This window comes from Oharaeibacter diazotrophicus (genome assembly GCF_004362745.1).
Taxonomy (GTDB): Bacteria; Pseudomonadota; Alphaproteobacteria; order Rhizobiales; family Pleomorphomonadaceae; genus Oharaeibacter; species Oharaeibacter diazotrophicus.
The window spans coordinates 1,049,232-1,075,225 of sequence record NZ_SNXY01000006.1; the positions used below are offsets into that span (position 1 = coordinate 1,049,232).

Annotated in this window: 22 protein-coding genes; 8 read left to right on the forward strand and 14 right to left on the reverse strand. The window is 70.8% G+C overall.

Translation table 11 applies throughout. The features are described from left to right. Nucleotides 1–36: 36 nt before the first annotated feature. From EDD54_RS04945 to uvrA, 4 genes are all read right to left on the reverse strand, one after another. Entirely contained in the window at nucleotides 37–288 is a 252-nt protein-coding gene (locus EDD54_RS04945) for a DUF6898 family protein (protein WP_208112151.1), read from the reverse strand. A 112-nt stretch (nucleotides 289–400) separates the two neighbouring features. Beyond that, nucleotides 401–1,660 (reverse strand): L,D-transpeptidase family protein, encoded by a 1,260-nt coding sequence (locus EDD54_RS04950; protein ID WP_245515641.1) that lies wholly within the window; start codon nucleotides 1,658–1,660, stop codon nucleotides 401–403. A gap of 752 nt (nucleotides 1,661–2,412) precedes the next feature. Continuing rightward, entirely contained in the window at nucleotides 2,413–4,494 is a 2,082-nt protein-coding gene (locus EDD54_RS04955) for a phosphocholine-specific phospholipase C (protein ID WP_126536021.1), read from the reverse strand. A 432-nt stretch (nucleotides 4,495–4,926) separates the two neighbouring features. Continuing rightward, nucleotides 4,927–7,836: an excinuclease ABC subunit UvrA gene (uvrA, locus tag EDD54_RS04960; protein WP_126536019.1), complete on the reverse strand. Its 2,910-nt coding sequence runs from the start codon at nucleotides 7,834–7,836 to the stop codon at nucleotides 4,927–4,929. Between the two features lie 421 nt (nucleotides 7,837–8,257). Between uvrA and ssb the strand changes: the two genes are divergently transcribed. Next, on the forward strand, nucleotides 8,258–8,830 hold the full coding sequence (gene ssb, locus EDD54_RS04965; RefSeq protein ID WP_126536017.1) for a single-stranded DNA-binding protein: 573 nt from the start codon (nucleotides 8,258–8,260) through the stop codon (nucleotides 8,828–8,830). A gap of 155 nt (nucleotides 8,831–8,985) precedes the next feature. Here the strand turns inward: ssb and EDD54_RS04970 are convergent, their stop codons facing one another. Next, on the reverse strand, nucleotides 8,986–9,858 hold the full coding sequence (locus EDD54_RS04970; protein WP_126536015.1) for an SDR family oxidoreductase: 873 nt from the start codon (nucleotides 9,856–9,858) through the stop codon (nucleotides 8,986–8,988). An 80-nt stretch (nucleotides 9,859–9,938) separates the two neighbouring features. On the opposite strand from EDD54_RS04970, the gene EDD54_RS04975 reads away from it, so the two are divergent. Beyond that, complete coding sequence (locus tag EDD54_RS04975; protein ID WP_126536013.1) at nucleotides 9,939–10,376, forward strand: winged helix-turn-helix transcriptional regulator; 438 nt, start codon at nucleotides 9,939–9,941, stop codon at nucleotides 10,374–10,376. A gap of 3 nt (nucleotides 10,377–10,379) precedes the next feature. On the opposite strand, the gene EDD54_RS04980 is transcribed toward EDD54_RS04975, so the two are convergent. Then, entirely contained in the window at nucleotides 10,380–11,270 is an 891-nt protein-coding gene (locus EDD54_RS04980) for an MBL fold metallo-hydrolase (RefSeq protein WP_126536011.1), read from the reverse strand. Between the two features lie 115 nt (nucleotides 11,271–11,385). Then, the gene (locus EDD54_RS04985) at nucleotides 11,386–12,522 is read right to left on the reverse strand and encodes an NADH:flavin oxidoreductase/NADH oxidase (RefSeq protein WP_126536009.1); all 1,137 of its coding nucleotides are present in this window, start codon (nucleotides 12,520–12,522) and stop codon (nucleotides 11,386–11,388) included. Between the two features lie 268 nt (nucleotides 12,523–12,790). Between EDD54_RS04985 and EDD54_RS04990 the strand changes: the two genes are divergently transcribed. The 4 genes from EDD54_RS04990 to EDD54_RS05005 are packed head-to-tail and all read left to right on the forward strand — an operon-like array spanning nucleotide 12,791 to nucleotide 17,212. Next, nucleotides 12,791–13,876 (forward strand): molybdopterin-binding domain-containing protein, encoded by a 1,086-nt coding sequence (locus tag EDD54_RS04990; RefSeq protein WP_126536007.1) that lies wholly within the window; start codon nucleotides 12,791–12,793, stop codon nucleotides 13,874–13,876. Continuing rightward, nucleotides 13,873–15,510 carry a formylmethanofuran dehydrogenase subunit A gene (locus EDD54_RS04995; RefSeq protein ID WP_126536005.1) on the forward strand — a complete coding sequence of 546 codons (1,638 nt, stop codon included), beginning with the start codon at nucleotides 13,873–13,875 and terminating at the stop codon, nucleotides 15,508–15,510. The genes EDD54_RS04990 and EDD54_RS04995 overlap by 4 nt, the downstream gene beginning before the upstream one ends. Then, nucleotides 15,498–16,403: a formylmethanofuran--tetrahydromethanopterin N-formyltransferase gene (gene fhcD / locus EDD54_RS05000; RefSeq protein ID WP_126536003.1), complete on the forward strand. Its 906-nt coding sequence runs from the start codon at nucleotides 15,498–15,500 to the stop codon at nucleotides 16,401–16,403. The genes EDD54_RS04995 and fhcD overlap by 13 nt, the downstream gene beginning before the upstream one ends. Further along, the gene (locus EDD54_RS05005) at nucleotides 16,403–17,212 is read left to right on the forward strand and encodes a formylmethanofuran dehydrogenase subunit C (RefSeq protein ID WP_126536001.1); all 810 of its coding nucleotides are present in this window, start codon (nucleotides 16,403–16,405) and stop codon (nucleotides 17,210–17,212) included. The genes fhcD and EDD54_RS05005 overlap by 1 nt, the downstream gene beginning before the upstream one ends. 410 nt (nucleotides 17,213–17,622) lie before the next feature. On the opposite strand, the gene metG is transcribed toward EDD54_RS05005, so the two are convergent. Further along, on the reverse strand, nucleotides 17,623–19,167 hold the full coding sequence (gene metG / locus EDD54_RS05010; protein WP_126535999.1) for a methionine--tRNA ligase: 1,545 nt from the start codon (nucleotides 19,165–19,167) through the stop codon (nucleotides 17,623–17,625). A gap of 185 nt (nucleotides 19,168–19,352) precedes the next feature. On the opposite strand from metG, the gene EDD54_RS05015 reads away from it, so the two are divergent. Then, nucleotides 19,353–20,294, forward strand: a complete 942-nt coding sequence (locus tag EDD54_RS05015; protein ID WP_126535997.1) for a glycine--tRNA ligase subunit alpha — start codon at nucleotides 19,353–19,355, stop codon at nucleotides 20,292–20,294. 19 nt (nucleotides 20,295–20,313) lie between these two features. On the opposite strand, the gene EDD54_RS05020 is transcribed toward EDD54_RS05015, so the two are convergent. Together EDD54_RS05020 and EDD54_RS05025 are read right to left on the reverse strand one after the other, a co-directional pair. After that, complete coding sequence (locus tag EDD54_RS05020) at nucleotides 20,314–21,192, reverse strand: 4-(cytidine 5'-diphospho)-2-C-methyl-D-erythritol kinase (RefSeq protein WP_126535995.1); 879 nt, start codon at nucleotides 21,190–21,192, stop codon at nucleotides 20,314–20,316. Continuing rightward, on the reverse strand, nucleotides 21,189–22,994 hold the full coding sequence (locus EDD54_RS05025; protein WP_126535993.1) for a tetratricopeptide repeat protein: 1,806 nt from the start codon (nucleotides 22,992–22,994) through the stop codon (nucleotides 21,189–21,191). Before EDD54_RS05025 ends, EDD54_RS05020 begins: the two co-directional genes overlap by 4 nt. 166 nt (nucleotides 22,995–23,160) lie before the next feature. Between EDD54_RS05025 and EDD54_RS22850 the strand changes: the two genes are divergently transcribed. After that, nucleotides 23,161–23,526, forward strand: a complete 366-nt coding sequence (locus EDD54_RS22850; protein WP_165644876.1) for a hypothetical protein — start codon at nucleotides 23,161–23,163, stop codon at nucleotides 23,524–23,526. A 98-nt stretch (nucleotides 23,527–23,624) separates the two neighbouring features. Here the strand turns inward: EDD54_RS22850 and EDD54_RS05035 are convergent, their stop codons facing one another. The 4 genes from EDD54_RS05035 to EDD54_RS05050 form a co-directional block, all read right to left on the reverse strand. Further along, nucleotides 23,625–23,816, reverse strand: a complete 192-nt coding sequence (locus EDD54_RS05035; RefSeq protein WP_126535989.1) for a hypothetical protein — start codon at nucleotides 23,814–23,816, stop codon at nucleotides 23,625–23,627. 97 nt (nucleotides 23,817–23,913) lie between these two features. Next, nucleotides 23,914–24,771, reverse strand: coding sequence for a S49 family peptidase (locus EDD54_RS05040; RefSeq protein ID WP_126535987.1), 858 nt, complete (start codon nucleotides 24,769–24,771; stop codon nucleotides 23,914–23,916). Between the two features lie 64 nt (nucleotides 24,772–24,835). Then, entirely contained in the window at nucleotides 24,836–25,642 is an 807-nt protein-coding gene (locus EDD54_RS05045) for a tRNA1(Val) (adenine(37)-N6)-methyltransferase (protein WP_321184108.1), read from the reverse strand. Next, entirely contained in the window at nucleotides 25,639–25,872 is a 234-nt protein-coding gene (locus tag EDD54_RS05050; RefSeq protein WP_126535985.1) for a putative signal transducing protein, read from the reverse strand. Before EDD54_RS05050 ends, EDD54_RS05045 begins: the two co-directional genes overlap by 4 nt. Between the last annotated feature and the right edge of the window lie 122 nt (nucleotides 25,873–25,994).

Here is a 25,994-nt window from a genome sequence, read left to right on the forward strand (position 1 = left end):
GCGCGCCACGTTCCGTTTCGAGCGGGCGCAGCCCGCTCAGGCGAGAATGCCGCCGCCCCGTGCGCCGCCCGGCGCCGCGCCCCCGGGTCCGCCCGCGCCGCCGTCGCCGCGTCCGAGCCGGACCAGCAGCTTGCGCAGCGCCAAGGCCTCGAGGTCGCGCGGCGCGGCCGACGCCGGCCCGACGATCGATACCTCGGTCCCCGTCGCGCCGTCGATCGCCGCGACCTTGACCTGCCGGCCGATCACGGTGTGCTCGAAGTAGATCTCGTCGGCCCGCGGTCCGGCCATGGCGCCGCCCTCCCCGATCCGGAGACGCGAAGGCCCGCCGGATCACGCTGGATCCGGCGGGCCTTCACTGGAAGTCGTGTCGTCGGCCACGCCGCGTCGCGGCGGGCGGCCGTCACTGCGCGGCGACCTCGAGGCCGTCGCGCTGGTAGATGTCGTCGCGGAACTGGACGATGCCGTCCGGCGTCGCCCAGGCGGTGACGTACTGGAAGTAGAGCGGCACCGGATCGGCCACCGGCGCGTCGATGCGCTCGCCCGAGGTCATCGCCTGGATGATGCGCTCCTGCGGCCAGTCGGTGGTGTTCTTCAGGATCCAGAACACGTACTCGCGCACGTTCTGCACGCGCACGCAGCCCGAGGAGTGGAAGCGCGCGTTCTCGCCGAACAGGCCCTTCGAGGGCGTGTCGTGCATGTAGACGCCTTCCGGCGAGGGGAACTCGATCTTGACCGAGCCCATCGAATTGAGGTCGCCCGGATCCTGGCGGAACATGTAGTTGACCGCTTCGTCCGAGTTCCAGTTGATGTTGCGCCAGTCGAGCTCGGTGCCGCGCTGGTCGTAGATGTGGATCTTCTGCCGGTCCAGGTATCCCGAGTCCTGCTGCATCTTCGGGATCAGGTCCTTGATGATGATGGACTTCGGGACCGTCCAGAACGGATTGAACTTGATCAGGTTGATCTTCGACACCAGAAGCGGCGTCTGGCGGTCGATCTTGCCGACCACCGCCTGATGGCGGGAATGGACGAGGTCCGCGTCGACGGTCTCGATCTCGGCGCCGGGGATGTTGACCATCACGTAGCGGCCGCCGAGGTCGCCGGCGAAGGTGCGCGCACGCACTAGGTTGACCTCGAGCTGGCGCAGCCGGACGTCGACCGGCACGTTGAGTTGGCGCAGCGTGTCACCGGCGACGACGCCGTCGGCGTTGAGGCCGTGGCGGAGCTGGAAACGGCGGACCGCGTCGTCGACGAAGGTGTCGAAGCTGTCGGCGTTGCCGCCGCTGGCCGAGATGTCGCCGGTGACGGCGAGGCGTTGGCGCAGGGCGACCACGTTGCCGCTGCGCACGCCGATCTTCAGCGTCTGCTCGCCGGGCACGGTGTTCCAGCCGCCGCGGGCGGCGATGTCGGAATAGGTGGCGATCGCCTGCTCGGTGTAGCCGGCGGTCGCCGACGACAGCGTCGGACGCGCCGAGCGGATCGGCGCCTGCTGCGGACCGGAGGTGTCGAAATTCTCGAACCACTCGGTCTGCGCCATCAGCGTCTGCGCCTCGGCCGAGAAGGCCGCGGCGGAGAACCCGGCGGCGAGGCCGGCCTTCAGCACGGCGCGGCGGCTCGGCGCGGCGCGATGGGTCGTCGAGGCGATCGTCTGCCGAAGGGTCACGACTGGTCTCAGCTCCCGTGATGCCGACCGAGGGCCGGGACGGTCGATCTGGTCGCCCCGTTCCACCGGACATGGTGAACGAACGGAACACGACAATGGATAACGAATCTCTACCGCACCGCGGCAGAGGCCGCCGCGAGGGGCGTCATCGAAAGTTCGATAGGGCCGAACCTTGGCGAAATCGGGACGTCGAGGCAAGGCGCCGACGCCGCACGGGAGCCATGCGGACGAAAAAAGACCCCGGGTTGGAAGGGACCCGGGGTCTAGACCACGTCTCGGGAGGAGAGACGCTTCTTCGGGTTCGACCCGGGGCCGGCGGGGAGAGGAACCGGACCGGGTGGGAGGTGAACCCGAACACATTCACACTGTGTCGCGAAACGATTAATAAGTGGTTAACGGAAAGTCGTCGAGGCGCACCTTCGTCGAAATCGACACGATCCACAGGGGATGCCGCGAGATGGCGCCCCGCCGTAGACTTACGGACGGCGAGGTCAGGCGGAAGCGACGTCTGGGCCGTGTCTCGCCCGCTACGTGGACGCATGTCCGAGCTGCTGGCCATGCACGGAGAGATATACCAGCTTCTGCGGATCTCGACGGTCGAGCCATGCGAATTCGGCGGTCATTTCTGCATTGCAAAACAACAACTGCTTGTCATCGTTCGATGTTTTGCCACGGGTCGACAACGCGAAACCCGGCCGGAACGTTCCGGCCGGGTCGCGTCGACTTGGCTCCGGTGCGGTCGGCGGCGGCGGTCAGGCCGCGCCGATCGCCGGGTCGCTGTAGCTCGGCTTGCCGTTCTCGACGTGGCCGGCGAACTGCTGGCGGAAGCCGGCGACACCGAGGACGGTGACGACGAGGTCGTACCATCCGGCATTTCCCTTGGCCGAGACGCGCACCACGGCGCTCTTGCCCGGGGCGATCGCCCGGTTGGTCGCCTTGCCGGTGTAGACGTTCGCGATCCGGGCGACCACGGCGGCCGTGCCGGTGTTGCGGATCTGCAACGTCACCGCGGTGGCGGCGTGGTCGGTCGACGAGGTCACGGCGAGGCTCTTGGCCGCGACGGCCATCTTGCCGCGCAGGGCGCGGTAGAAGCCGTTCGGACCGTGGACGGTGACCTCGTAGGTCGAACCGGCCGCAAGCGCGAGCGCGTCGTTCAGCTTGGCGCGGGCACCGACGGTGTGGCCGCGCGGGGCGATCACGTCGCCGGCGGTGCGGACGTGGAAGAAGGCGGCGACACCGCTGCCGGCGTTGCGCATGGCGAGCGAGACCGTGCCCTTCGCCGGCTCTGCGACCAGATCGGCGTCGATGCGGTAGGGCAGCGGCCGGGCGGGACGCATGCCCTTCTCCTGGCCCGGCAGCGTCTGCTTGGCCGGCACCACGGCGTGGTAGTCGTCGTAGCGCTTGGTACGGTCGGCGGGGGCGTATTTCGCGGTCGACGGCAGGCGCGGCACCTTGGAGTCGGCGCGGGTGAAGTCGAACGCGGTGGTGAGGTCGCCGGCGACGGCTCGGCGCCACGGCGTGATGTTGTCCTCGCGGATATCCGGATGATCCTTCTCGAAGCGCTTCTCGATGAAGCGGATCACCGAGGTGTGGTCGAACACCTGCGAGTTCACCCAACCGCCCTTGGACCACGGCGAGATCGCCAGCATCGGCACGCGCGAGCAGAAGCCGTAGGGTCCCTTCTCCGGGTGGGAGGCCGAACCCTCGAAGATCTCGTTCTCGATCGACACCGTCGACTTGCCGTGGGCCGGCGACATCGGCGCGGTCGGCGGCACCACGTGGTCGTAGAAGCCGCCGTTCTCGTCGTAATTGATGATCAGGACGGTCTTGGCCCAGACCTCCGGATTGGCGGTGAGGATGTCGAGGATCTGGGAGATGTACCAGGCGCCGTAGTTCGGGATCCAGTTCGGATGCTCCGAATAGGCTTCCGGCGCGGCGATGTAGGACACCTTCGGCAGCCGGCCGGCCTTGACGTCGGCGGCGAAGACGTCGAACAGCGTGCCGCCGACCTTGATGTTGGTGCCGGTGCGGGCGCGCTGGGCGAGCGGCGAGCCCTCGGCCGCGTTCTGGTACTGGTGGAAGTAGAGCAGCGAGTTGTCGCCGTAGTTGCCGATGTAGGGGTCGCCGGTCCAGCCCCAGAAGCCGGCCTGGGTGAGGCCGTCGCCGACGTCCTGGTAGACCTTCCAGGAGATGCCCGCCTTCTGCAGCCGCTCGGGGAAGGTCGACCAGTCGTAGCCCGCCTCGGCGTTGTCGATCACCGGGCCGCCGCCCTTGCCGTCGTTGCCGACCCAGCCGGAGAACATGTGGTAGCGGTTCGGGTCGGTCGGGCCGATCAGCGAACAGAAATAGTTGTCGCAGACGGTGAAGGCGTCGGCGAGCGCGAAGTGGTAGGGGATGTCCTTGCGCAGGTAGTAGGTCATCGCCGCCACGCCCTTGGCGGGGATCCACTGGTCGTACTTGCCCTCGTTCCACGCCATCTGGCCGTCGGCCCAGCCGTGGGCGACGTCCTCGAGGAACTTCTCGCCGAAGTTCGCATCCGGCCGGAACGGCAGCACGTCGCCCGTCGGCGAGGGCTGCGCCCACACGGTCTTGCCGGTCGAGAGCCGCACCGGACGCGGGTCCTCGAAGCCGCGGACGCCGCGCATCGTGCCGAAATAGTGGTCGAACGACCGGTTCTCCTGCATCAGCACGACGATGTGCTCGACGTCGCGGATGGTGCCGGTACGGACCTCCGCGGGAATCGCGAGCGCGCGCTCGATGCTGCCGGTCATCGACGCGGCGAAGGCGCCGCTGCCGATCAGTTTCAGGAATTCGCGCCGATCGTTCGCGGCCATTTCTCCACCCCGTCGTCGTTGGACGTGACGGCCGGAACGCTAGTCGGCCTCGTCCGACACCGCGGTGACGATCTCGCGAACATTCGATAACATACTGACGTGAATAGATGAAACATGCATGTGCGCGGCAGGTGTGCGCTCGCGCTGGCGGTACGAGGCGCCTTCCGTCCAGGTCCGGGCGGTGCCGCCGGCGGGCGGCGGGCGTGGCCCGGGCCACTCCGCGACGACACCGAACCTGCGCACCCGCGCCATCGCGCCGATCGGCAGACTGCGGCTGGACGACGACGGCGCGCGAAGGCAACGGCGCGCGGCGCCGCTGGCGACGCGGTGGCAATGGCAGGCGGCACGACGGCGACGCGGCGCGGGGACCGGGAGGACCGTGCACGCCGCCCCTCCCCGTCCACCGTCGCCCGGGCTGTGCCGCGCGCCGCCCTACTCCGCCGCGGCGCGCTGGGGGCGGCGGCCGAGGAGGTCCTTGAGGTAGCGGCCGGTGTAGCTCTCGGGCACCTTGACGAGGTCCTCCGGCCGCCCCGCCGCGACGATGCGGCCGCCGCCGTCGCCGCCCTCGGGACCGAGGTCGACGATCCAGTCGGCGGTCTTGATGACCTCGAGATTGTGCTCGATCACCACCACGGTGTTGCCCTGGTCGGCGAGTTCGTGGAGCATTTCCAGGAGCTTGGCGACGTCGTGGAAATGCAGGCCCGTGGTCGGCTCGTCGAGGATGTAGAGCGTGCGACCGGTTGCCCGACGCGACAGCTCCTTGGCGAGCTTGACCCGCTGGGCCTCGCCGCCGGACAGCGTGGTCGCCTGCTGTCCGACCTTGATGTAGCCGAGGCCGACCTCGCGCAGGCTCACCATCTTGTCGCGGATGCCGGGCACCGCTTCGAAGAAGCCGCAGGCCTCGTCGACCGTCATGTCGAGCACGTCGGCGATCGAGCGGCCCTTGAACTGAACCTCCAGCGTCTCGCGATTGTAGCGCTTGCCCTTGCAGACGTCGCAGGTGACGTAGACGTCCGGCAGGAAGTGCATCTCGATCTTGATGACGCCGTCGCCCTGACAGGCCTCGCAGCGCCCGCCCTTAACGTTGAAGGAGAAGCGGCCCGGCTGGTAGCCGCGTGCCTTCGCCTCCGGCAGCCCGGCGAACCACTCGCGGATCGGCGTGAAGGCGCCGGTGTAGGTGGCCGGGTTCGAGCGCGGGGTGCGCCCGATCGGCGACTGGTCGATGTCGATCACCTTGTCGAGGAATTCGAGGCCCTCGACGCGGTCGTGCGCGGCGGCCTGCTCGCGGGCGCCGTTGAGCCGGCGCGCCGCCGCCTTGAACAGGGTGTCGATCAGGAAGGTCGACTTGCCGCCGCCGGACACGCCGGTGACGCAGGTGAAGGTGCCGATCGGGATCTCGGCGGTGACGTTCTTGAGGTTGTTGGCGCGCGCGCCGACGACGCGGATCAGCTTCTTGCGGTCGACCTTGCGGCGCTTGGACGGCACCGGCACGGCGAGCCGGCCGGAGAGATACTGGCCGGTCAGCGAGGTCGGGTCGGCCATGATCTCGGCCGGCGTGCCCTGCGACACGATCCGTCCGCCGTGGACGCCCGCGCCCGGGCCGACGTCGACGACGTAGTCGGCGGCGAGGATGGCATCCTCGTCGTGCTCGACCACCAGCACCGTGTTGCCGAGGTCGCGCAGGTGCTTGAGCGTCTCGATCAGGCGGTCGTTGTCGCGCTGGTGCAGGCCGATCGACGGCTCGTCGAGCACGTAGAGCACGCCGGTCAGGCCCGAGCCGATCTGGCTGGCGAGGCGGATGCGCTGGCTCTCGCCGCCGGACAGCGTCCCGGAGCCGCGCGCGAGCGAGAGATAGTCGAGGCCGACGTCGTTGAGGAAGCGCAGCCGCTCGCGGATCTCCTTGAGGATGCGTCCGGCGATCTCGTTCTGCTTGTCGGTCAGCCGGCCGGGCAGCGCCTCGAACCACACCGCCGCTTCGCGGATCGACTTGCGGGTGGCCTCGCCGATGTGCAGCCCCGCGATCTTCACCGCCAGCGCCTCCGGCTTCAGCCGGTGACCGCCGCAGGCCTCGCAGGGATGGTCGGACTGGAAGCGGCCGAGCTCCTCGCGGACCCAGTCGGAATCGGTCTCCTTCCAACGCCGTTCGATGTTGACCAGCACGCCCTCGAACGGCTTCGACGTCTTGTAGGAGCGCAGGCCGTCGTCGTAGACGAAGGTGATCTCCTCTTCGCCCGAGCCGAGCATGATCGTCCGGCGCACCTGCTCGGGCAGGTCGCGCCAGGGCGTCGTCATCGAGACCTTGTAGTGCCGGCAGATCGCCTCCAGCGTCTGCGCGTAATAGGGCGACGACGAGCCGGTCTTGGCCCACGGCACGATCGCCCCGCCCTTCAGCGACAGGGCGTCGTCGGGCACGGCGAGTTCGGCCTCGAACTTCAGCTCGGTGCCGAGGCCGTCGCACTTCGGGCAGGCGCCGAACGGATTGTTGAACGAGAACAGCCGCGGCTCGATCTCGGGGATCGTGAAGCCCGAGACCGGGCAGGCGAATTTCTCGGAGAACACCACGCGCTTCGGCGTGCCGTCCTCCTCCTTGTCGTCGGCGTATTCCAGCACGGCGATGCCGTCGGCGAGCTTCAGCGCGGTCTCGAAGCTGTCGGCGAGGCGGGTGGCGAGGTCGGCGCGCACCACGATGCGGTCGACCACCACGTCGATGTCGTGCTTCAGCTTCTTGTCGAGCGCGGGCACTTCTTCGATCGAATGGTAGGCGCCGTCGACCTTGACGCGCTGGAAGCCCTTCTTCTGCAGGTCGGCGAGTTCCTTGCGGTACTCGCCCTTGCGCCCGCGGATCATCGGTGCCAGCAGGTAGAGCCGGGTGCCCCCGGCGATCTCCAGCGTGCGGTCGACCATCTGGCTGACGGTCTGGCTCTCGATCGGCAGGCCGGTGGCCGGCGAGTAGGGCACCCCCACCCGCGCGAACAACAGGCGCATGTAGTCGTAGATCTCGGTGACCGTGCCGACCGTCGAGCGCGGGTTGCGCGAGGTGGTCTTCTGCTCGATCGAGATCGCCGGCGAAAGCCCGTCGATCTGGTCGACATCAGGCTTCTGCATCATCTCGAGGAACTGGCGGGCGTAGGCCGACAGGCTCTCGACGTAGCGGCGCTGGCCCTCGGCGTAGATGGTGTCGAAGGCGAGCGACGACTTGCCCGACCCCGACACGCCGGTCAGCACCACCAGGCTGTCGCGCGGCAGTTCGAGGTCGACGTTCTTGAGGTTGTGCTCGCGCGCGCCGCGGATCGCGATCGTCCGCTTCGCCGTGTCGAAGGCCGGTGTCCTCTTGCCCGTCATCGTCCGTCCCGATCCGAACCGCCGACCGTGCCCGTATCGGCACCGCCGCGACGTTCCCTGGTGCCCGCGTCCGGCGCGGACCGCCGGTCATCGTCTCCGCCGCCGTCGACAGCCGCTGTCAGCAGCCGCGACGATCGTGGCCCGCCATGCGGGCCGATCCGCCAATATAGGAGGGCCTTGCCGGACGCCAATTCCCGTGGCAAGAACATAGAGAGAACGACGACGAGCCACCAGCCCTTTTCGGCGCCCGCTGTGGATAAAGCGACACGCAGCCGGATCGGGTTTCCGTCCGCGGTTCCGTCCGTCGGGGGCGGGGCGTAGGGTGGCGGACTTTCCGCCGGGGACCCAGAGGGCGCCCCGGATGTTGTGGGCACGGGTACGCGGCCGACGCGGCGGCGGACAAAGACAGGGAGCGGCGGCCATGGCTGGCAGCGTCAACAAGGTGATCCTGGTCGGCAATCTCGGGCGCGACCCGGAGGTGCGGCGTCTCGGATCGGGCGAGCCGGTGGTCAACCTGCGCATCGCCACGTCCGAGACCTGGCGCGACAAGAACTCCGGCGAGCGCAAGGAGAAGACCGAGTGGCACTCGGTCGTCATCTTCAACGAGAATCTCGCGCGGGTCGCCGAGCAGTACCTGCGCAAGGGTTCGACGGTCTACGTCGAGGGCCAGTTGCAGACCCGCAAGTGGCAGGACCAGTCCGGCCAGGAGCGCTACACCACCGAGGTGGTGATCCAGCGCTTCCGCGGCGATCTCACCCTGCTCGGCAGCCGCGGCGAAGGCGGCGGCGGACGCGGCGAGATGAGCGAATACGAGGGCGGCGGCTCCGACTTCGGCTCGTCGAGCCCGATGGAGAGCTCCGGTGGCGGCCGCGGCGGCTACGGCGGCGGCGGCCGTTCGGGTGGCGGCGGCCGGCCGGCCCCGCAGAGCGGCGGTGGCGGCTCGGGCGGCGGCAGCGGCTTCGGCGGCGACATGGACGACGAGATCCCGTTCTGACGGGATCGAAGGGCGGGCCTGATGGGGCCCGCCCCTTTCGTTTGCGAGGACGGTCGAGACGTCCGTCGCGGGTGTCTTCGTACCGGCACGAGCCCGGACGGGCGGCTCGGAGCCTTCCGTCCGGGGATCCGGTTCGCGGCCGCTCTTCGGCGCGCTCAGCCCTTCAGCGCGGCGGCGAGCGACGCGCGCAGCGACGTCGTCGGCCGGCCGATCAGCGTCGACAGCGCCTTGCCGCCGTCGTAGAGGCCGCCCTTGGAGGCGCCGGTGTCCGACGTGGCGAGCAGGTCGGCGAAGCCCTCGGGCAGACCGACCGAGACCAGGAAGCCCTTGTAATCGGCTTCGGGCAGGTTCTTGAAGACGACCGGCTTGCCGGAGAGGTCGGCGAGCGTCGCCGCCCACTCGGCCATGGTGAAGGCCTCGTCGCCGCCGAGTTCGTAGATCTTGCCGGCCTGATCGTCCGAGGCCAGCACGACAGCGGCGGCCTCGGCGTAGTCGGCACGGGCGGCGGCGGAGATGCGGCCGTCGCCGGAGGCCCCGAGGACGGCGCCGTGCTCGAGCGCCGGCGCGATCGAACCGGCGTAGTTCTCGATGTACCAGCCGTTGCGCAGGAACACGTGCGGAACGCCCGAGGCGGCGAGATAGGCCTCGGTCTCGGCGTGCTCGGCCGCCAGCGGCAGGGGCGACGTCGCGGCGCCGAGGATGCTCGTGTAGGCGATCAGGCCGACGCCGGCCGCCTTGGCGGCGTCGATCGTCGCCTTGTGCTGCGGCATCCGGCGGCCGAGCTCGTTCGAGGAGATGAGCAGCAGCCGGTCGACGCCGGCGAAGGCCGCGGCGAGCGTCTCCGGACGGTCGTAGTCGACGACGCGGACGCCGACGCCCTTCGCAGCCAGGTCCGCGACCTTGCCGGGATCGCGCACACCCGCCACGATGCGGGACGACGCCACCTTGTCGAGCAGCGCGGCAATCACCAGCCGGCCGAGCTGGCCGCTGGCGCCGGTGACGAGGATGACGGGTTCGGTGGCGGACATGGCGACTCTCTCCTGGTCTCGTTGCGAGATGTGGTCTAACTTAGAGACCGTTCGAGAGACGCGGAAGGAGGCATGATTTCGTGTCCAGGTTACCTCGGGGGAACCAGAGCCCGGCCGACGCCGAGCGAATCCGCAAGAAGCTCGGTTTCGAGCCCGCCCTCTGCCCGGTCCGCGACGTGCTCGACCAGCTCGGCGACAAGTGGACGGTGCTGATCCTGACGACGCTGCGCCACGAGCCGCGGCGCTTCAGTGCGCTGCAGCGGGCGGTGCCCGACATCTCCAAGCGGATGCTGACCGAAACGCTGCGCTCGCTGGAGCGCGACGGGCTCGTCACCCGTGCGGTCTACCCGACCAAGCCGCCGAGTGTGGAATACGCCATCTCGGCGCTCGGCCTGTCGATGCTGGCGCCGATCGATGCCCTGGTCGCCTGGGCCGACGCCAACCACGCCGCCGTCAACCGCGCCCGCGCTCGCTTCGACGCGGAAGCGGCCGGGACGCCGGCGGACCTCGTCGCCTGACGGTCACGGCGCGTCGGTGCGCTCAGCGGCGAGCACGGCGGCGAGATTGTGGGCGTGGACGTCGGCGTAGGGCTCGAACCAGAGGATGGCGCCGCTGGCGAGATCGGGCGCGAGCAGGTCTCGTACGGGGGCGGCGGCGAGTGCCGCGTCGCTGCAGCAGAGCTTCAGGATCTCGACGTAACGCTTGGTTGCGTCGATCAAATCCGTCCCATAGCCGCCGGCCGCGATGCGGTCGGGATCGCCGTGGTTCGGCAGGATCCGCGCCACCGGCCACGCCGCCATGCGGTCGAGGTCGGCGAGGTGGCGGTCGAGACGGGTCGGCTCGGCGACATAGGTCAGCGTGTCCTCGAGCGTGTCGCCGGCCAAGAGGATGCCGGCGTCGGGCAGCCGGATCACCAGGCCGTCGCGGCTGTGGACGTCGAAGCGGCGCAGTTCGAGCGTGCGTCCGCCGAGCGAGAGATCGAGCCCTTCGGCGAAGGTTCGCGTCGGCATCACCAGCGGTCGGATCGGCGGGTCGCCGGTCTCGTAGTCCGCGCGGTTGGCCGCCAGGAAGTCGGCGGTGAGGTCGAGCGCCAGGATCTCGCAGTCGGCGAAGACGGCGTTGCCGGCGACGTGGTCGCGGTGCCAATGGCTGAGCACCACGGTGAAGCGCCGCACCCCGCGCCGCTCCAGGTCGGCGCGCACCAGTGCGGCGTGGGCCGGCGACATGTGGGTGTCGTAGACCACCGCCTCGTCGCCGGCGACGAGCGCGTAGCTCGCCGTACCGAGCACGAAGGCGCCGTCGTCGAGCCAGTTCGGCCCCGGGCCGTGCAGGCGCACGCCCGGGACGCGGCCGTCGTAGAAGGCGAGGACGCCTGCGGCCGGCTCCAGCACGCGCATGGTGTCGCCGATCATCCCGCGCCCTCCCCGTTCCGTGTTCTCGAGAGTCTCGGCCATCCGGCCGGCGCCCGGTCGGGCGCTCCGCGCACGCGATGCTCCGACCGGAGGTCGGCGCGTCGCGCGCTCGGGATCACTCCGCGGCGAATCCGCGGATCTTCAGGCTACGATCCTTGTTGCGGACCGCATAGCCCGCCTGCGTCGGCCACAGCCCGTAGGCGTTGGGAACACCGAGCGCCAGGGCGGCGTGGAGCGGCCAGTTGGGATCGTCGAGTGCCATGCGGCCGAGCGCCACCAGATCGGCGGCGCCGGACGCGACGATGCGTTCCGCGTCGGCCGGCTCGGTGACGAGCCCGACCGCCACCGTGGCGATCTCGGCCTCGGCGCGGATCCGCTCGGAAAGTGCCAGCTGATAGAGCGGCGCCGGGCGAATGGTCGCGCCGTCGAAGCCGCCGGAGGAGACGTGGACGACGTCGACGCCGCGCGCCTTCAGTTCGCGGGCGAACACGACGCTGTCCTCGACGGTCCAGCCGTCGGGGTGGGCGTCGGTCGCGGAGATCCGCACCAAGAGCGGCCGCTCGGCCGGCCAGGCCGCGCGCACCGCGTCGACCACCGCCAGCGGCAGCCGCATCCGGTTCGCGAGACTGCCGCCCCATTCGTCGTGGCGGTGGTTGGCGAGCGGCGACAGGAACTGGTTGAGCAGATAGCCGTGGGCGGCGTGGATCTCGACGAGGTCGAAGCCGGCGGCGAGCGCCCGGCGGGCGGCGTCGGCGAATTTGCCCGGCAGGGCACGGATCTCGTCGGGCGAAAGTTCGCGCGGCGTCTTGAAGCCGGGGGCGTCGGAATGACGGACGGCGGACGGCGCGACCGGCTGCCAGTCGACGAAACCGGCGGCGTCCTTCTCGGCCTCGGTCTCGTCGAAGCGGCCGCGCCAGGGCAGCGGCGTCGCCGCCTTGCGGCCGGCGTGGGCGAGCTGGATGCCGGCGGCGGCACCCTGCCCGTGCAGGAAATCGACGACGCGGGCGAGCGGGGCGACGTGGGCGTCGCTCCAGAGGCCGAGGTCGGCGTAGGTGATCCGGCCCTCCGGCACCACCGCGGTCGCCTCGGCGATCACGAGGCCGAAGCCGCCGATGCCGAAACGGGCGAGGTGGGCGAAGTGCCAGTCGTTCGCCATGCCGTCGCGTGCCGAATACTGGCACATCGGCGGCACGACGACGCGGTTCTTCAGGATGAGGGCGCGAAGGGCGAGGGGGGAGAAGAGTGTTGTCATGATGACGGGACTCCTCCATCCCGGCGCGCCCGCCGTCAATCGACCGGCCCCGCAACTGCTCGTGAGGTCGCCGTGAGCCGTACCGGGGCCTTGGCGGTCCGTACTCCCACGTGCTGACGACAGGCCGCTGGTCCCGCTCGGTTTTCCGCCCCCTGCCCCGCCCCTGCCCGGCGCTGCGACGTTGCCGCACCCCCGCCCTCGCTTGCACCCGGCTCCGGCGGGGTGCGATCATGAGCGTGGACGGAAGGATCGAGGTTCGGGAGGATTCGTGTCCGATCTGATGACGGGGCCCGACGCCGAGGCGGTCGGGCGGGCGGCCGCGTTGCTCGCCAGGGCGAGACAGCCGGCGATCGCCGGGCTCGGAACGGACGTCGACGGCGTCCGGGCCGCGTTGAAACTCGCGGCGCGGATCGGCGCGATGGTCGATCACGCCGCCGTCGCCCACGGCCGCGTCGAGCTGCGCACGCTCGCCGACACCGGCGTGATGACGACCACGCCGACCGAGGCGCGCCACCGCGCCGACCTCGTCGTGCTCGCCGGCCCCGGCGCGGTCGCCTTCGCCGACCACGCCCGCGCCTTCGCCGACGGCGGCGGCCTCTACCCCTGGCGCGGCGCCCGCGGCGTGCTCTGCCTCGGCACCGGCGCGGCGCGGCCCGCCCAGATGGCCTTCGACGGCGACGTCGCCGCCGTCGGCGACGGCCAGCCGCTCGACCGTCTCGTCGCCCTCTTGTCGGCGCGCCTCTCGGAGCGCCCGGTCGGCGACCTCGGCAACGGCCCGGACGCCACGGCGCTCGACGCCGCGGTGCTGCAGATGAAGTCGGCCGCCTTCGGCGTCGTCGTCTACGACCCCGCGGACTTCGACCACGTCGCCCTCGACGGCCTGATGGCGCTGGTGCGCAAGCTCAACGCCGAGACGCGCTTCACGACCCTCGCCGTCCCGGCGCACCACCACGGCCGCGGCGCCAACCTCGTCGCCGCCTGGAATACCGGCGACCGGCTGCCGATCGGCCTCGGCCGCGGCTATCCCGAGCAGGACGACTGGCGCTTCGACGTCGAGCGCGCCGTCGCCGCCCGCGAGGTCGACGCGCTGCTCTGGATCGGCGCCCTCGGCCCCGCGCTGCCGGCCTGGTCCGGCGACGTGCCGACGGTCGCCCTGATCCACCACGGCGCCCGCGACGCCGCCGCCGATGTCGTCATCGAGGTCGGCGTGCCCGGCGTCACCCACGCCGGCGTCCTCGCCGACGCCGTCCGCGACGGCTTCGCCTATCTCGAGCCGCGCGCGCCGCAGTCGCTCCCGTCCGTCGCGGCCGTGGTCGCGGCCATCGAAGCCGCCATCGCCGGAGGGCAGCCATGATCATCCGCCTCAAGGGCGGGCGCGTCGTCGATCCCGTCGGCGGCGCCACCACCGTCCGCGACGTCGTGCTGGTCGACGGCCGGATCGTCGAGGATTCGCCGACGCTCGGCCCCGCCGACGAGACCTACGACTGCACCGGCAGGATCGTGATGGCCGGCGCCGTCGACGTGCACTCGCACATCGCCGGCGGCAACGTGACGATGTCGCGCCTGCTGCTGCCGGAACTGCACGTCAGCGAAGACCCCGCCGGCGACGGCCTCGCCTTCGGCACGGCCAAGTGGTCCGGTTGGGAGACCGGGCGGCTCTACGCCGAGATGGGCTTCACCACCGTGGTCGAGCCGGCGCTGGCGCCGACCCAGGCGATGCAGACCCATCTCGAGCTCGCCGACATCCCGATCATCGACCGCGGCGCGCTGACCGTGGTCGGCAACGACGACCACTTCCTGTCGCTGCTCAGGGCGCGCGAGAGCCGCGACGCGGTGCGCGATTCGCTCGCCTATCTCCTGAAGCAGTCCAAGGGTCTCGGCCTCAAGGTCATCAATGCCGGCGGTCCGGCCGCCTTCCACTCCGGCCTCAGGACCTTCGATCTCGACGACGTCGTGCCGCACTACGGCGTCTCCTCGCGCGAGATCGTCCAGAGCCTGCTGACCGCCGTCGACCAGATCGGCGTGCCGCATCCGCTCCACGTCCACGCCAACAACCTCGGCATGCCCGGCGCGCCGGACACCATCGCGGACACCATCGCCGCGGCCGAGGGCCGGCGGATGCATTTCGCCCACATCCAATTCTATTCCTACGGCAAGGACGCCGAGGGCGGGATGATCTCGGGCGCCGAGCAGATCGCGGCCTCGCTCGCCGATCACCCGAACATCACCTGCGACGTCGGTCAGGTCATGTTCGGGCCGACGGTGACGATCTCGCTCGACCTGATGAAGCAGTGGCAGGGCGCCGCCTATGCCAAGCCGATGAAATGGTCGCTGACCGACGGCGACGCGGAGGGCGGCGGCGTGGTGCCGTTGGTCTACAAGCGCAAGACCTGGGTCAACGCGCTGCAGTGGGCGATCGGCCTCGAGCTGTTCCTGCTGTCGCCGGATCCCTGGCGCGTCCTGATGACGACCGACCACCCGAACGGCGGCTCCTTCACCACCTATCCGCAGATCCTGCATCTGCTGATGGACGCCGGCGAGCGCGCGCGTTGGCTGGAGACGATGCCGGAGAAGGCGCGCGAGCGCACCGGCCTCGCCAAGCTCGACCGCGAGTACACGCTCGAGGAGGTCGCGATCATGACCCGCGCGGCGCCGGCGCGCCTGCTCGGCCTCCACGATCGCGGCCACCTGAAGCCCGGCGCGATCGCCGACGTCGCGGTCTACGACGACCTCGCCGACCGCACGGCGATGTTCACGGGCGCGCGCTACGTCTTCAAGGACGGCAACCTCGTCGTCCGCGACGGCCGGGCGCTAGGCTGGACGGCGGGCCGCACCTCGATCCTCGTGCCCGACTACGATCCCATCATGGACCGCCGGATGGCGGACTACATTTCGGACCGCTTCGGCGTCGGCCCCTCCGCCTTCGCGGTGCCGGCGGCCGCCTTCGGCGAACGCGACATCTTCAAGGTCGAGCCATGCGCGAACTGATCGTCAACGGCGTCCGCATCGACGACACCTTCGCCGAGGCCTTCGACATGGCCGCGACCGGGGTGATCGTCACCGCGCCGACCGCGAAATGGGCGGAGATCGCCGCCCGCACCATGACCGGCTTCGCCACGTCGGTGATCGCCTGTGGCTGCGAGGCCGGTATCGACCGGTTCCTCGCCCCCGAGGAGACGCCGGACGGGCGGCCGGGCGTGCGCGTCCTGATCTTCGGCTTCGACGGCGCCGGTCTCGAGCTGCAGCTCAGGAACCGCGTCGGTCAGTGCGTGCTGACCTCGCCGGGCTCGGCCTGCTTCTCCGGCATCGACGGCGGCAAGCGCCTCAAGCTCGGCGCTACGCTGCGCTTCTTCGGCGACGGCGACCAGATCGCCAAGAAGCTCGGCTCCAAGCGCTACTGGCGCGTGCCGGTGATGGACGGCGAGTTCACCGTCGAGCACGACACCGGCCTCGCCGAGGGCGCGATCGGCGGCGGCAACGTGCTGATCCTCGGCCGCAGCCACGCCGAGGTGCTGGAAGCCGCCGAGGCCGCCGTCGCCGCGGCGTCGACCGTGCCGGGCGTGATCCTGCCCTTCCCCGGCGGTATCGTCCGTTCGGGCTCCAAGGTCGGCTCGAAATACAAGGGCCTGATCGCCTCGACCAACGGCGCCTTCTCGCCGGTGCTGCGCGGCGAGCCCGGCTCGCAACTCGACGCCGACACCGGCGCAGTGCTGGAACTGGTGATGGACGGGCTCGACTTCGCCGCCATCAAGGAATCGATGCGGCTCGCCCTCCACGCCGCCTGCGCCTTCGGCCCCGAGCGCGGCATCCAGCGCATCTCCGCCGGCAACTACGGCGGCAACCTCGGCCGGCACCACTTCCACCTCGGGGATCTCGTCTGATGGCGCCGCTCACCCTCACCCTGAAGGCGACCCCGCCCGAGCGGCTCGACCTCTCCGGTCTCGTGCCCGCGGCGCTCGCCGGCAAATCGGCCGCCGAGATCGCCGCGCTGCCGATCGGCACCACGCGGACCGGCGTCGCCGTCGGCGACGTCTTCGCCGTTTCGGGCGACGACGGGGACGTGCTGGTGTTCGACGGCGGCTCCGAGCGTTTCGACAACCTCGGCCGCGGCCTCGCCGGCGGCGAGATCCGCGTGACCGGCGACGTCGGTGCGTATTGCGGCCGCGCCATGAAGGCCGGCCGCATCACCGTCGAGGGCTCGCTCCGCGGCCCTTACGCCGGCACCGCGATGACCGGCGGCACCATCGCCGTCGCCGGCAACGCCGCCGACGCCACCGCCGCGGCGATCCCCGGCGCCATGCACGGCATGGCCGGCGGCCTGATCTTGATCGGCGGTTCGGCCGGCGACTATCTCGGCGACCGCATGCGCCGCGGCGTCGTCGCCGTCGTCGGCACCGCCGGCGCGGTCGCGGGCGCCCGCATGGTCGGCGGCACCATCCTCGCCGCCAGCCTCGGCCCGCGCGCCGGCCGTTCGATGAAGCGGGGCACGCTGATCGCGGGCGCGGTCGAGGCGCTGGAGCCGACCTTCGTGCCGGCCGGCGACTACGACCACGCCTTCCTGAAGATCCTGAACAAGTGGCTCCACACCGAGGCCGGCGCCGCCGCCGCCGCGCTGGTTCCCCTCGACGCCCGCCGCTGGCGCGGCGACATGGCGAGCCTCGGCAAGGGCGAGATCATCGTCGGCGCCTGAGGCGTCGAACCTGATACGGCGAGATCCGGACCGCGGCAGTCACCCGACGCCGCGGTCTTCGCGTTTTGCCACCATAAGATGCACGGGGCCGGCAGCACCCTCGACATTGCAACCACTACAGCGCAAGGTTGCTCCGTTCGCGAGCCAAGCAGCAGCGCCGATCCAGCGGCGCGATCCGGGGGATGGGCCACCCGGACCGTGGCGACGGCCTCGTCTCGCGAACGGGAGGTCCGGCCATGTCGCGCATGCGATGGAAGCTGGAGATCGGCCTGACGAAAAATGCGGACCGCTGGGTCGTAACGGTCCGCATCACTTTCGTCATCTGATCGAGGGGCGGGCGGCTGGAACTGCCCGCCCCACTCCTCCAATATGGCACCACCCCGCCCGCATTTCAACGCAGGCGCGCGTGCTCACTCTTCGGGCTTAGCCTCGACATGGCGCGGGAAGATGCCGACCGGCGCCGGCAGCACCGTTCCGCCGGCGAGGCGGCCGGACCGGCCGAGGGCGTCGAAGCCCCGCGCCGTGTCGGGCACCGCCAGCAGGTCGAGCAGCTTGGCCATGCTAGCCGGCATCACCGGTTGGACCAGGATTGCAATCGAGCGCAGCACCTCGGCGGTCACCCAGAGGATGGTGCCGAAGCGGATCTCGTCGGTCTTGCGCACCGCCCACGGCGCCTCGGCGGCGAAGTAGCGGTTGGCGTCGGCGACGACGGCCCAGATCGCGTTGAGCGCCTGGTGGATCTGCTGGCTCTCCATCGCGTCGCGGCAGGTGGCGTAGAGCGCGTCGGCGGCCGCGAGGATCTCGCGGTCGGCGTCCGAGAGGTCGGCCGGGGTCGGCAGCACGCCGCCGAGGTTCTTGGCGATCATCGACAGCGAGCGCTGCGCGAGGTTGCCGAGGTCGTTGGCGAGGTCGGCGTTCATGCGCGCGACGATCGCCTCGTGGCTGTAGTTGCCGTCGGAGCCGAACGGTACCTCGCGCAGGAAGAAGTAGCGCACCGGATCGAGCCCGTAGGCCTCGACCAGTTCGCGCGGGCCGACCACGTTGCCGACCGACTTCGACATCTTCTCGCCACGGTTGAACAGGAAGCCGTGGGCGTAGACGCGCTTCGGTAGCGGCACGCCGGCCGACATCAGGAAGGCCGGCCAGTACACCGTGTGGAAGCGCACGATGTCCTTGCCGATGACGTGGATCGCCGGCCAGTAGCGGTACAGGTCGCCCTCGACGTCCGGATAGCCGAGCGCGGTGATGTAGTTGGTCAGCGCGTCGACCCAGACGTACATGACATGGCGCGGGTCTCCCGGCACCGGGATGCCCCAGTCGAAGGTGGTGCGCGAGATCGAGAGGTCCTTGAGGCCGGACTTCACGAAGCTGACCACCTCGTTGCGGCGCTCGTCGGGGCCGATGAAGTCCGGCTGCGCGTCGTAGAGGGCGAGCAGGCGGTCCTGGAAGGCCGAAAGGCGAAAGAAATAGCTCTCCTCCTCGACCCACTCGACGGGCGTGCCCTGCGGACCGTAGCGGACGCCGTCGGCGCGCACTTCGGTCTCGCCCTCCTGGTAGAAGGCCTCGTCGCGCACCGAGTACCAGCCGGCATAGCTGTCGAGGTAGATGTCGCCGTTCGCCTTCATCGCCTCCCAGATCGCCTGCACGGCACGATGGTGGCGCGGCTCGGTGGTGCGGATGAAGTCGTCGTTGGAGAGTCCGAGCAGGCCGGCCATCTCCTGGAACAGCGCGGCGTTGCGGTCGGCGAGTTCGCGCGCCGTCAGGCCCTCGCGGCGGGCCGTCTGCAGCATCTTGATGCCGTGCTCGTCGGTGCCGGTGAGGAAGCGTACGTCGCGGCCGTCGAGTCGCATGAACCGCGCGATCGCATCCGTGGCCATCGCCTCGTAGGCGTGGCCGATGTGGGGAGCCCCGTTCGGATAGCTGATCGCGGTGGTGATGTAGAAGGTCGGTTTCATGGGAACTCGAGGTGCTGGCCGCCGGGGCGTCCGGCGCGGACGGGCGGCTCGTTGGCAATATCGGGAAAGCGCGCGCCGAAGCAAGGCCGGAAGCCGCCCGGGCGGGGTGGCGCGGTCTTGACGCCCCGGAGCGCCCTGCCTAGGGTCCGCCGCGCCGCTTTCCGGCAGGACGAGACCGACGAGCCATGACCGCGACCGCTTCCGCCCCCGACGTCAACGATCCCCGGCGTTCGTTCCAGGGCCTGATCCTGACGCTGCAGCGCTTCTGGGCGGAACAGGGCTGCGTGGTGCTCCAGCCCTACGACATGGAAGTCGGCGCCGGCACCTTCCACCCGGCGACGACGCTGCGCTCGCTCGGGCCGAAGCCGTGGAAGGCCGCCTACGTGCAGCCGTCGCGCCGGCCGACCGACGGTCGCTACGGCGAGAACCCCAACCGGTTCCAGCACTACTACCAGTTCCAGGTCATCCTGAAGCCGTCGCCGGAGAACCTGCAGGAGCTCTACCTGCAGAGCCTCTACGCCATCGGCATCGACCCCGCCCTGCACGACATCCGCTTCGTGGAGGACGATTGGGAGAGCCCGACCCTCGGCGCCTGGGGCCTCGGCTGGGAGTGCTGGTGCGACGGCATGGAGGTGAGCCAGTTCACCTATTTCCAGCAGGTCGCCGGCATCGAGTGCTCGCCCGTCTCCGGTGAGCTGACCTACGGCCTCGAGCGCCTCGCCATGTATCTCCAAGGCGTCGACAACGGCTTCGAGCTCAACTTCAACGGTCGCGAGGGCGCCGACAAGATCACCTACGGCGACGTCTTCAAGCAGGCCGAGGAAGAATACTCGCGCCACAACTTCGAATACGCCGACGTGGTCGCGCTGAAGCGGCACTTCGAGGACGCCGAGGCCGAGTGCAAGGCGCTTCTGGCTCAGGGCGCGGCCGCCGGCGGCGAGGGCCTGCACCGCTGCGTGCTGCCGGCCTACGACCAGTGCATCAAGGCCAGTCACCGCTTCAACCTGCTCGACGCCCGCGGCGTCATCTCGGTCACCGAGCGCCAGAGCTACATCCTGCGGGTGCGCGAACTCGCCAAGGCCTGCGGCGAGGCCTGGCTCCGGACCGCCGGCGGCGGCGCGGCCTGACGGCCGCGCGGGCCCGGCGTCACAGCGCCGCCGACGCCACCCACCAGTCCCGATGAACGGCCGAGACGGCCGCCGCAACTTCCGCGGCGGCCGTTTCGCTTTCGGCGAGCGCGAAACAGGTGGCGCCGGATCCGGACATGCGGGCGAACAGGCAGCGGTCGTCGGTGCGCAGCACTGCGAGCACGGCGGCGATCACCGGCGCCAGCGCGACGGCGGGCGCCTCGAGGTCGTTGCGGGTGGCGGCGAGATAGGCGAGCAGGCCGGCCGCGTCGAAGCGCCCCGGCGGGTCGGGCAGCGGCGGGTTGTCCTTGACCGCGAGGGCGCGGAACACCGCCGGCGTCGCCACCGCGACGCCCGGGTTGACCAGCACGATCCCGAGCGGCGGCAGTGCCGGCAGCGGGTCGAGCCGCTCGCCGACGCCGCGGGCGCGCGCCGGGCGCGAGGCGACGCACATCGGCACGTCGGCGCCGAGCCCTTCGGCGAGCCGCGCGAGTTCGGCCTCGGACGCCACGCCCCACAGCCGCGACAACGCCCGTAGCGCCGCCGCGGCGTCGGCCGATCCGCCGCCGATGCCCGACGCCACGGGCAGGCGCTTGTCGAGCCGGAGGCACGCGCCCGGCGCCGCGATGCCGATCGATCGCGCGAGCGCGCGGGCGGCCCGGAGCACGAGGTTGTCCTCGGGCGCGCAGTCCCCGAGCGCCCCCGCCCGCGGGCCGTCGACAGTCAGCGTCAGCCCGTCGGCCGGCGCGGCGATCAGGCGGTCGCCGACGGCCGGAAAGGCCACCAGCGTGTCGAGGAGGTGGTAGCCGTCGGCGCGGCGGCCGACGACGTGGAGCGCGAGGTTGACCTTGGCGCGCGCCTCCTCCTCGACGACGCGAGGAGCGGCGACGTCGCTCAAGGCTGGGCGGTGGCCGGCTTGCCCGCGTCCACCGCGGGCTGAGCCGGCTTGCCGGCGTCGGCCGCGGTCGGCATCTCGGGATCGGGCAGGCCGTCCTGGAGCTTCTTCACGATCTTCTCGAGATCCTCGGGCTCCGGCTTGAAGGCCTTGGCGTGGCTCCACTGGAACCGTGCCTCCAGCTTGCGACCGACCTTCCAGTAGGCGTCGCCGAGATGGTCGTTGACCACCGGATCCTCGGGCTTGAGGTCGACCGCGCGCTCGAGTTCGCGCACCGCGTCGTCGTAGCGGCCGAGCTTGAAATAGACCCAGCCGAGGCTGTCGACGATGTAGCCGTCGGTCGGCTCAAGCTCGACCGCCTTCTTGATCATCGCCAGCGCCTCGTCGTAGTTCATGCCGAGGTCGACCCAGGAATAGCCGAGATAGTTCAGCACCATCGGCTGGTCGGGCTGCAGTTCCAGCGCCTTCTTGAAATCCGCCTCCGCCTTCGGCCACTGCTTGGTGCGCTCGTAGGTGATGCCGCGGTTGTAGAACAGCTGCCAGTGCTCCGGACCGACCGTCTCGATGGTCGCGATGCCCTTCGAGTAGATCTCGGAGGCCTCGGCGAACATCTTGCGGACGCGCAGCACGTTGCCGAGCGCGGTCACCGCGTCGAGGTCGGACGGATCGGCCTCGACCAGCTTGGAGAGGTGGGCGCGGGCCTCCTTGACCTTGTCGAGCGCGTTGTAATCGAATCCGATCATGATCTCGGCGTTGCGCTTCAACGGCGACTTCGGCGAGATCTTCGACAGGATCTCGATCGCCTGCTCGTAGCGCTTGGAACGCTCGAACTGCTCGGCGAGGGTGATGCGGGCGATGTCGTCGTTGGGGTCGAGCGCCAGCGCGAGCTGGAGATAGACCAGCGACAACTCGCCGCCGTCGTCGCGGCCGATCGCCGAGCCGAGGCCGAACAGGATCTCCGACGCGCCCTCCTGCACGCCGCCGACCTGCGCCCGCGGCTTGCGGCCGCCGTCCATCTCGGCTGCGAGCGCGGTCAGGAGCGGATGCCCCGGCGCGCCCTTGAGCGCGTCGTCGAGCGCCTTGCGGGCGCCATCCTTGTCGCCGGACCGCGCCAGCGCGCGGATCAGCGCCTCCTGGACGCCGATCGCGCCGCCGTCGATGGCGGTGGCGACGCGGAAGCGGCGCACCGCCTCCTTCTCGTCGCCGGCCACTTCGGAGATCAGGCCGGCGTGATAGCTGCGGAAGAAGGCGTACCACTGCTCGCCGTCGAGCTTGTCGAGGCGGGCGAGCGCCTTCTTGACGTCGCCGCCGCCGACCTCGGCCCAGGCCGCCAGGATCTCGGAGGTCAGCCCGACCAGCGGCCCGGTGCTCGAGCGCTTGAAGTTCTCGACCGCGACCGCGAACTTCTTGCGCTTCAGAGAATCGATGCCGATCACCATCGCCGCGACGGGATTGCCCCGGTCGATCTGCTGCAGGCGGGCGGCGTAACCGGCGGCATCCTGGAAGTCGCCGGAGGCGAGCGTCAGCACCAGGGTGCGCTCGAGCAGGAACGGATCCTCGGGATCATCGGCCAGCGCCTCGGAGAAGAAGCGCGCGGCCTCGTCGAGGTCGGCCGCCTTGCCGGCGGCGAGGGCGGCGAGATAGTTGCCCGCGAGCGAATCGGCCGTGGGCGCGCGCAGGCGCTGATCGGTCGGCGCGGCACCGGTGGCGAGCACCAGGGCGATCACGGACGCCGACACCGCGGCGGCCACGCGCGCGAGGCGGCTCTGCGCGCGGGTCCGGCCGGCGGGGCGAAGATTGGTCATGGCCTCGGGGCTCCAACAATGAGATCGCGCGGCGCGCGGCGCGCCAGTCGTTCGTGCGCGAGGATGGCGGCAAAGACGTGGCGCTTCAAGCCGGCCGCCGAGCAGACCGTAACGTCCCGGCATGATCCGCGCCGCTCAGGGCCGGACGAAACCGGAGGAAGCCGCCATGACCCTCGCCAAGCTCGCCACCGCCGCCGCCTTCGCCGTTCTCTTCGCCCTGCCCGCCTCGGCCGCCACCACCCACGGCGAACGGCAGACCGAGGGCCGTAACCAGCGCGACCCGGGCGGCCCGAACTCGATCGTGCAGTGCTACCCGACCGCGGTCGCCTACAAGTCGAACTGCGTCGCCCCGCCGGTTGTGAAGGCTGAGAGCGACACCTGCTACTGCAGCGAGATCCGTGTGAAGACCGCGATGGGCACGATCGTGAAGAAGGTGCGCTGCACCGACTACCGCGTCGAGCAGATCCGTCAGGTCAAGGTCGTCGCCGAGAACTGCAACGCCATCCGACGGCTGCCGAACGTCTACAAGTGAGACGCACGCCGGACGCGACGCGACGAATCCAAAGGCCCTCCGCGCCGACCGCCCGGAGGGCCTTCGCATGTTCTGCGACAGGACGGCGGAACGGGTCGTCAGACCTCGCCCGGGCCCTTGTAGCGATAGACACCGGTGCCGGGATCCCGGTCGAGCCGGATCTCGATCGGCTTCGGCTTCGCCTCGTTGCGGGCGAGCACCTCGGCCACCCGGGCCATTTCGGTCTTCACGAAACGTCCGGCGACGTAGAGGCCTGCACCCACGAGGGCCAGTGCGATCAGCGGAGGCATCGAGCAACTCCTTTTCCGACTATTCGCCATGAGACCATCGACGCGGAGTCCTGGCAAGGCGAAAACGGCCGCATCCGTCATGATGCGGGGTGGACCTTCACAATCCGTAACGGGACCACAGCGCGCGCCGTTCCACGGCGTCGAGCACGTCGTCGGCCGACACCAGCGGCCCCGACGGGCCGGCACCGGCGATGCCGCCGCCGGCGCGAAGTCGCAGCCAGCCGCGCTCGCCGCCGACGAGCTTCGGCCGCACGGTTTCGCCGAAGCGGGACCGCAGATCGGCGCGCAGGTCGCCGATCCGGTCGACGAGGCCGAGGGCGCGCGCCGTCGGACCGATCCAGAACAGACCGTCGAACAGTTCCTCGCTGGTCGACAGCGCCGCGCCGCGGCGGTCCTTGACGAGGTCGACGAAGTGGCGGTGCACCTCGCGCTGCAGGCTCTCGAGATGCTCGACGTCCTCCGGATTCTCCGGCTGGAACGGGTCGAGCGTCACTTTACGCCGGCCCGCGGTGTGGACGCGGCGCTCGACGCCCCAGCGCTCGATCAGCCGGTCGAGGCCGAAGGAGGCCGAGACGACGCCGATCGAGCCGACGATCGAGGAGGGGTCGGCGACGATCTCGTCTGCGGCGCAGGCGATCATGTAGCCGCCGGACGCCGCGACGTCCTCGACATAGGCGATCACCGGCAAGCCCTTCTCGGCCGAGAGGTCGCGGATGCGGCGGAAGATCAGGTGCGCCTGCACGGCGCTGCCGCCCGGCGAGTTGATCGCGAGCGCCACCGCCGGTGCCTTCTTGACCGCGAAGGCGCGGTCGAGCGCGGTGGCGACCGAGGCGAGCGTCAGGCCGGGGCGGAGCGCCGTGCCGACGCCGATGGCCCCAGTGAGCCGCACCACCGGGACCACCGGTCCGCCGCCGGCGAAACGGGCGGGCAGCAGGCGCTTCAGGGATGGGAACAAGGAAGGATCTCCGCGTCGTCTTCGGATCCGATATGGAGTCGGGACGGCGACGCGGCAACACCGCTCACCACCAGGTGACCGGCAGCGCCGCCCCGCGCAGCACCGCGTCGGCCTCCGGCCGCCACCCGCCGTCGCCCTCGTGCAGCACGAAACCGGGCAGGAGGCGAAGCGGCGCCCTGCCCTGCGGCCGGCCGCGCACCAGCACGCGGATCGCGGCCTCCCCGGCACGGGCGTGCACCGGCAGCACGGACAGGCTGCCGAGCCGCGGACCGATCGCGGCGAAGAGCCGCGGCAGTTCGTCGGCGCGGAACACGATGGTCACCGTACCGCCCGGCCGGGCGAGCCTGACCGCCGCCCGCATCCAGCGCTCGAGGTCGTCGGCGGGCAGGCTGTGGGCGCGGGCGCGATCGGCCGCCGGCGAGGGCCGGGCGCGGTCGGCGGGATGGAACGGCGGGTTCAGCACCACGTGGTCGGCGCCGTTCGGCACCAGCCCGGCGGCGGCGCGCACGGCTGCCGGCGCCAGCACGTCCGCCTCGATCACCGCGACGCGGCCGCCGAGCACGCCGGCGTTGGCGGCGACGTTGTCGCGGGCGAGCACCGCCGTGTCCGGGTCGATCTCGACGAGGTCGACCGTGACCTCCGCCAGCCGACAGGCCGCCGCCATGCCGGCGACGCCGACGCCGGCGCCGAGGTCGAGCACGTGGCCGCGGGTGCCGTCGGGCAGCGCCGCGGCGAGAAGAACGGCGTCGAGCCCCGCACGATGGGCGCCGCGGCGGGCCTGCGCCACCACGAGACGCCCGCCCAGGAAGCCGTCGCGGGTGATCGCGTCCGGGTCCGGGGCTGCCTCGGCCGGGGCGTCCACCGCGGTCACGGCCGCCGCACCGGCCGGAGTTCGGCCGCGAGGCCGGCGTCGGTCATCAGGCGGCGCGCGGCGTCGATCGCCTCGGCGTCGACTAGGATGCGGCGCGGGAACAGGCCGACCGAGCCCTCGACCGCGGAAATCGCCTGATCGGCGACGAGATGCTCGATGCCGGCGTCCCGGAGCAGCACCTCGACGAAGGAGATCAGCACGAGATCGTTGGTCCGGATCAGTTCTTCCATGGGTTCTCCCCGTGCCGGGTGGATCCGGCCCGCTGAGTGTGACATAGGACGCCGACCGGCGTCCCGCGCATCCGGTGCGGGGCGATCCGTCGGGCGTCGCTTGCCGCCTCGACGGCCGGTCC

Coding starts and splice junctions, on each gene's coding strand:
- EDD54_RS04945 (WP_208112151.1), bottom strand. CDS start 288: ATGGCCGGACCGCGGGCCGACGAGATCTACTTCGAGCACACCGTGATC.
- EDD54_RS04955 (WP_126536021.1), bottom strand. CDS start 4,494: ATGGCCGCGAACGATCGGCGCGAATTCCTGAAACTGATCGGCAGCGGC.
- uvrA (WP_126536019.1), bottom strand. CDS start 7,836: ATGACGGGCAAGAGGACACCGGCCTTCGACACGGCGAAGCGGACGATC.
- ssb (WP_126536017.1), top strand. CDS start 8,258: ATGGCTGGCAGCGTCAACAAGGTGATCCTGGTCGGCAATCTCGGGCGC.
- EDD54_RS04970 (WP_126536015.1), bottom strand. CDS start 9,858: ATGTCCGCCACCGAACCCGTCATCCTCGTCACCGGCGCCAGCGGCCAG.
- EDD54_RS04980 (WP_126536011.1), bottom strand. CDS start 11,270: ATGATCGGCGACACCATGCGCGTGCTGGAGCCGGCCGCAGGCGTCCTC.
- EDD54_RS04985 (WP_126536009.1), bottom strand. CDS start 12,522: ATGACAACACTCTTCTCCCCCCTCGCCCTTCGCGCCCTCATCCTGAAG.
- EDD54_RS04995 (WP_126536005.1), top strand. CDS start 13,873: ATGATCATCCGCCTCAAGGGCGGGCGCGTCGTCGATCCCGTCGGCGGC.
- fhcD (WP_126536003.1), top strand. CDS start 15,498: ATGCGCGAACTGATCGTCAACGGCGTCCGCATCGACGACACCTTCGCC.
- EDD54_RS05005 (WP_126536001.1), top strand. CDS start 16,403: ATGGCGCCGCTCACCCTCACCCTGAAGGCGACCCCGCCCGAGCGGCTC.
- metG (WP_126535999.1), bottom strand. CDS start 19,167: ATGAAACCGACCTTCTACATCACCACCGCGATCAGCTATCCGAACGGG.
- EDD54_RS05015 (WP_126535997.1), top strand. CDS start 19,353: ATGACCGCGACCGCTTCCGCCCCCGACGTCAACGATCCCCGGCGTTCG.
- EDD54_RS05025 (WP_126535993.1), bottom strand. CDS start 22,994: ATGACCAATCTTCGCCCCGCCGGCCGGACCCGCGCGCAGAGCCGCCTC.
- EDD54_RS22850 (WP_165644876.1), top strand. CDS start 23,161: ATGACCCTCGCCAAGCTCGCCACCGCCGCCGCCTTCGCCGTTCTCTTC.
- EDD54_RS05035 (WP_126535989.1), bottom strand. CDS start 23,816: ATGCCTCCGCTGATCGCACTGGCCCTCGTGGGTGCAGGCCTCTACGTC.
- EDD54_RS05050 (WP_126535985.1), bottom strand. CDS start 25,872: ATGGAAGAACTGATCCGGACCAACGATCTCGTGCTGATCTCCTTCGTC.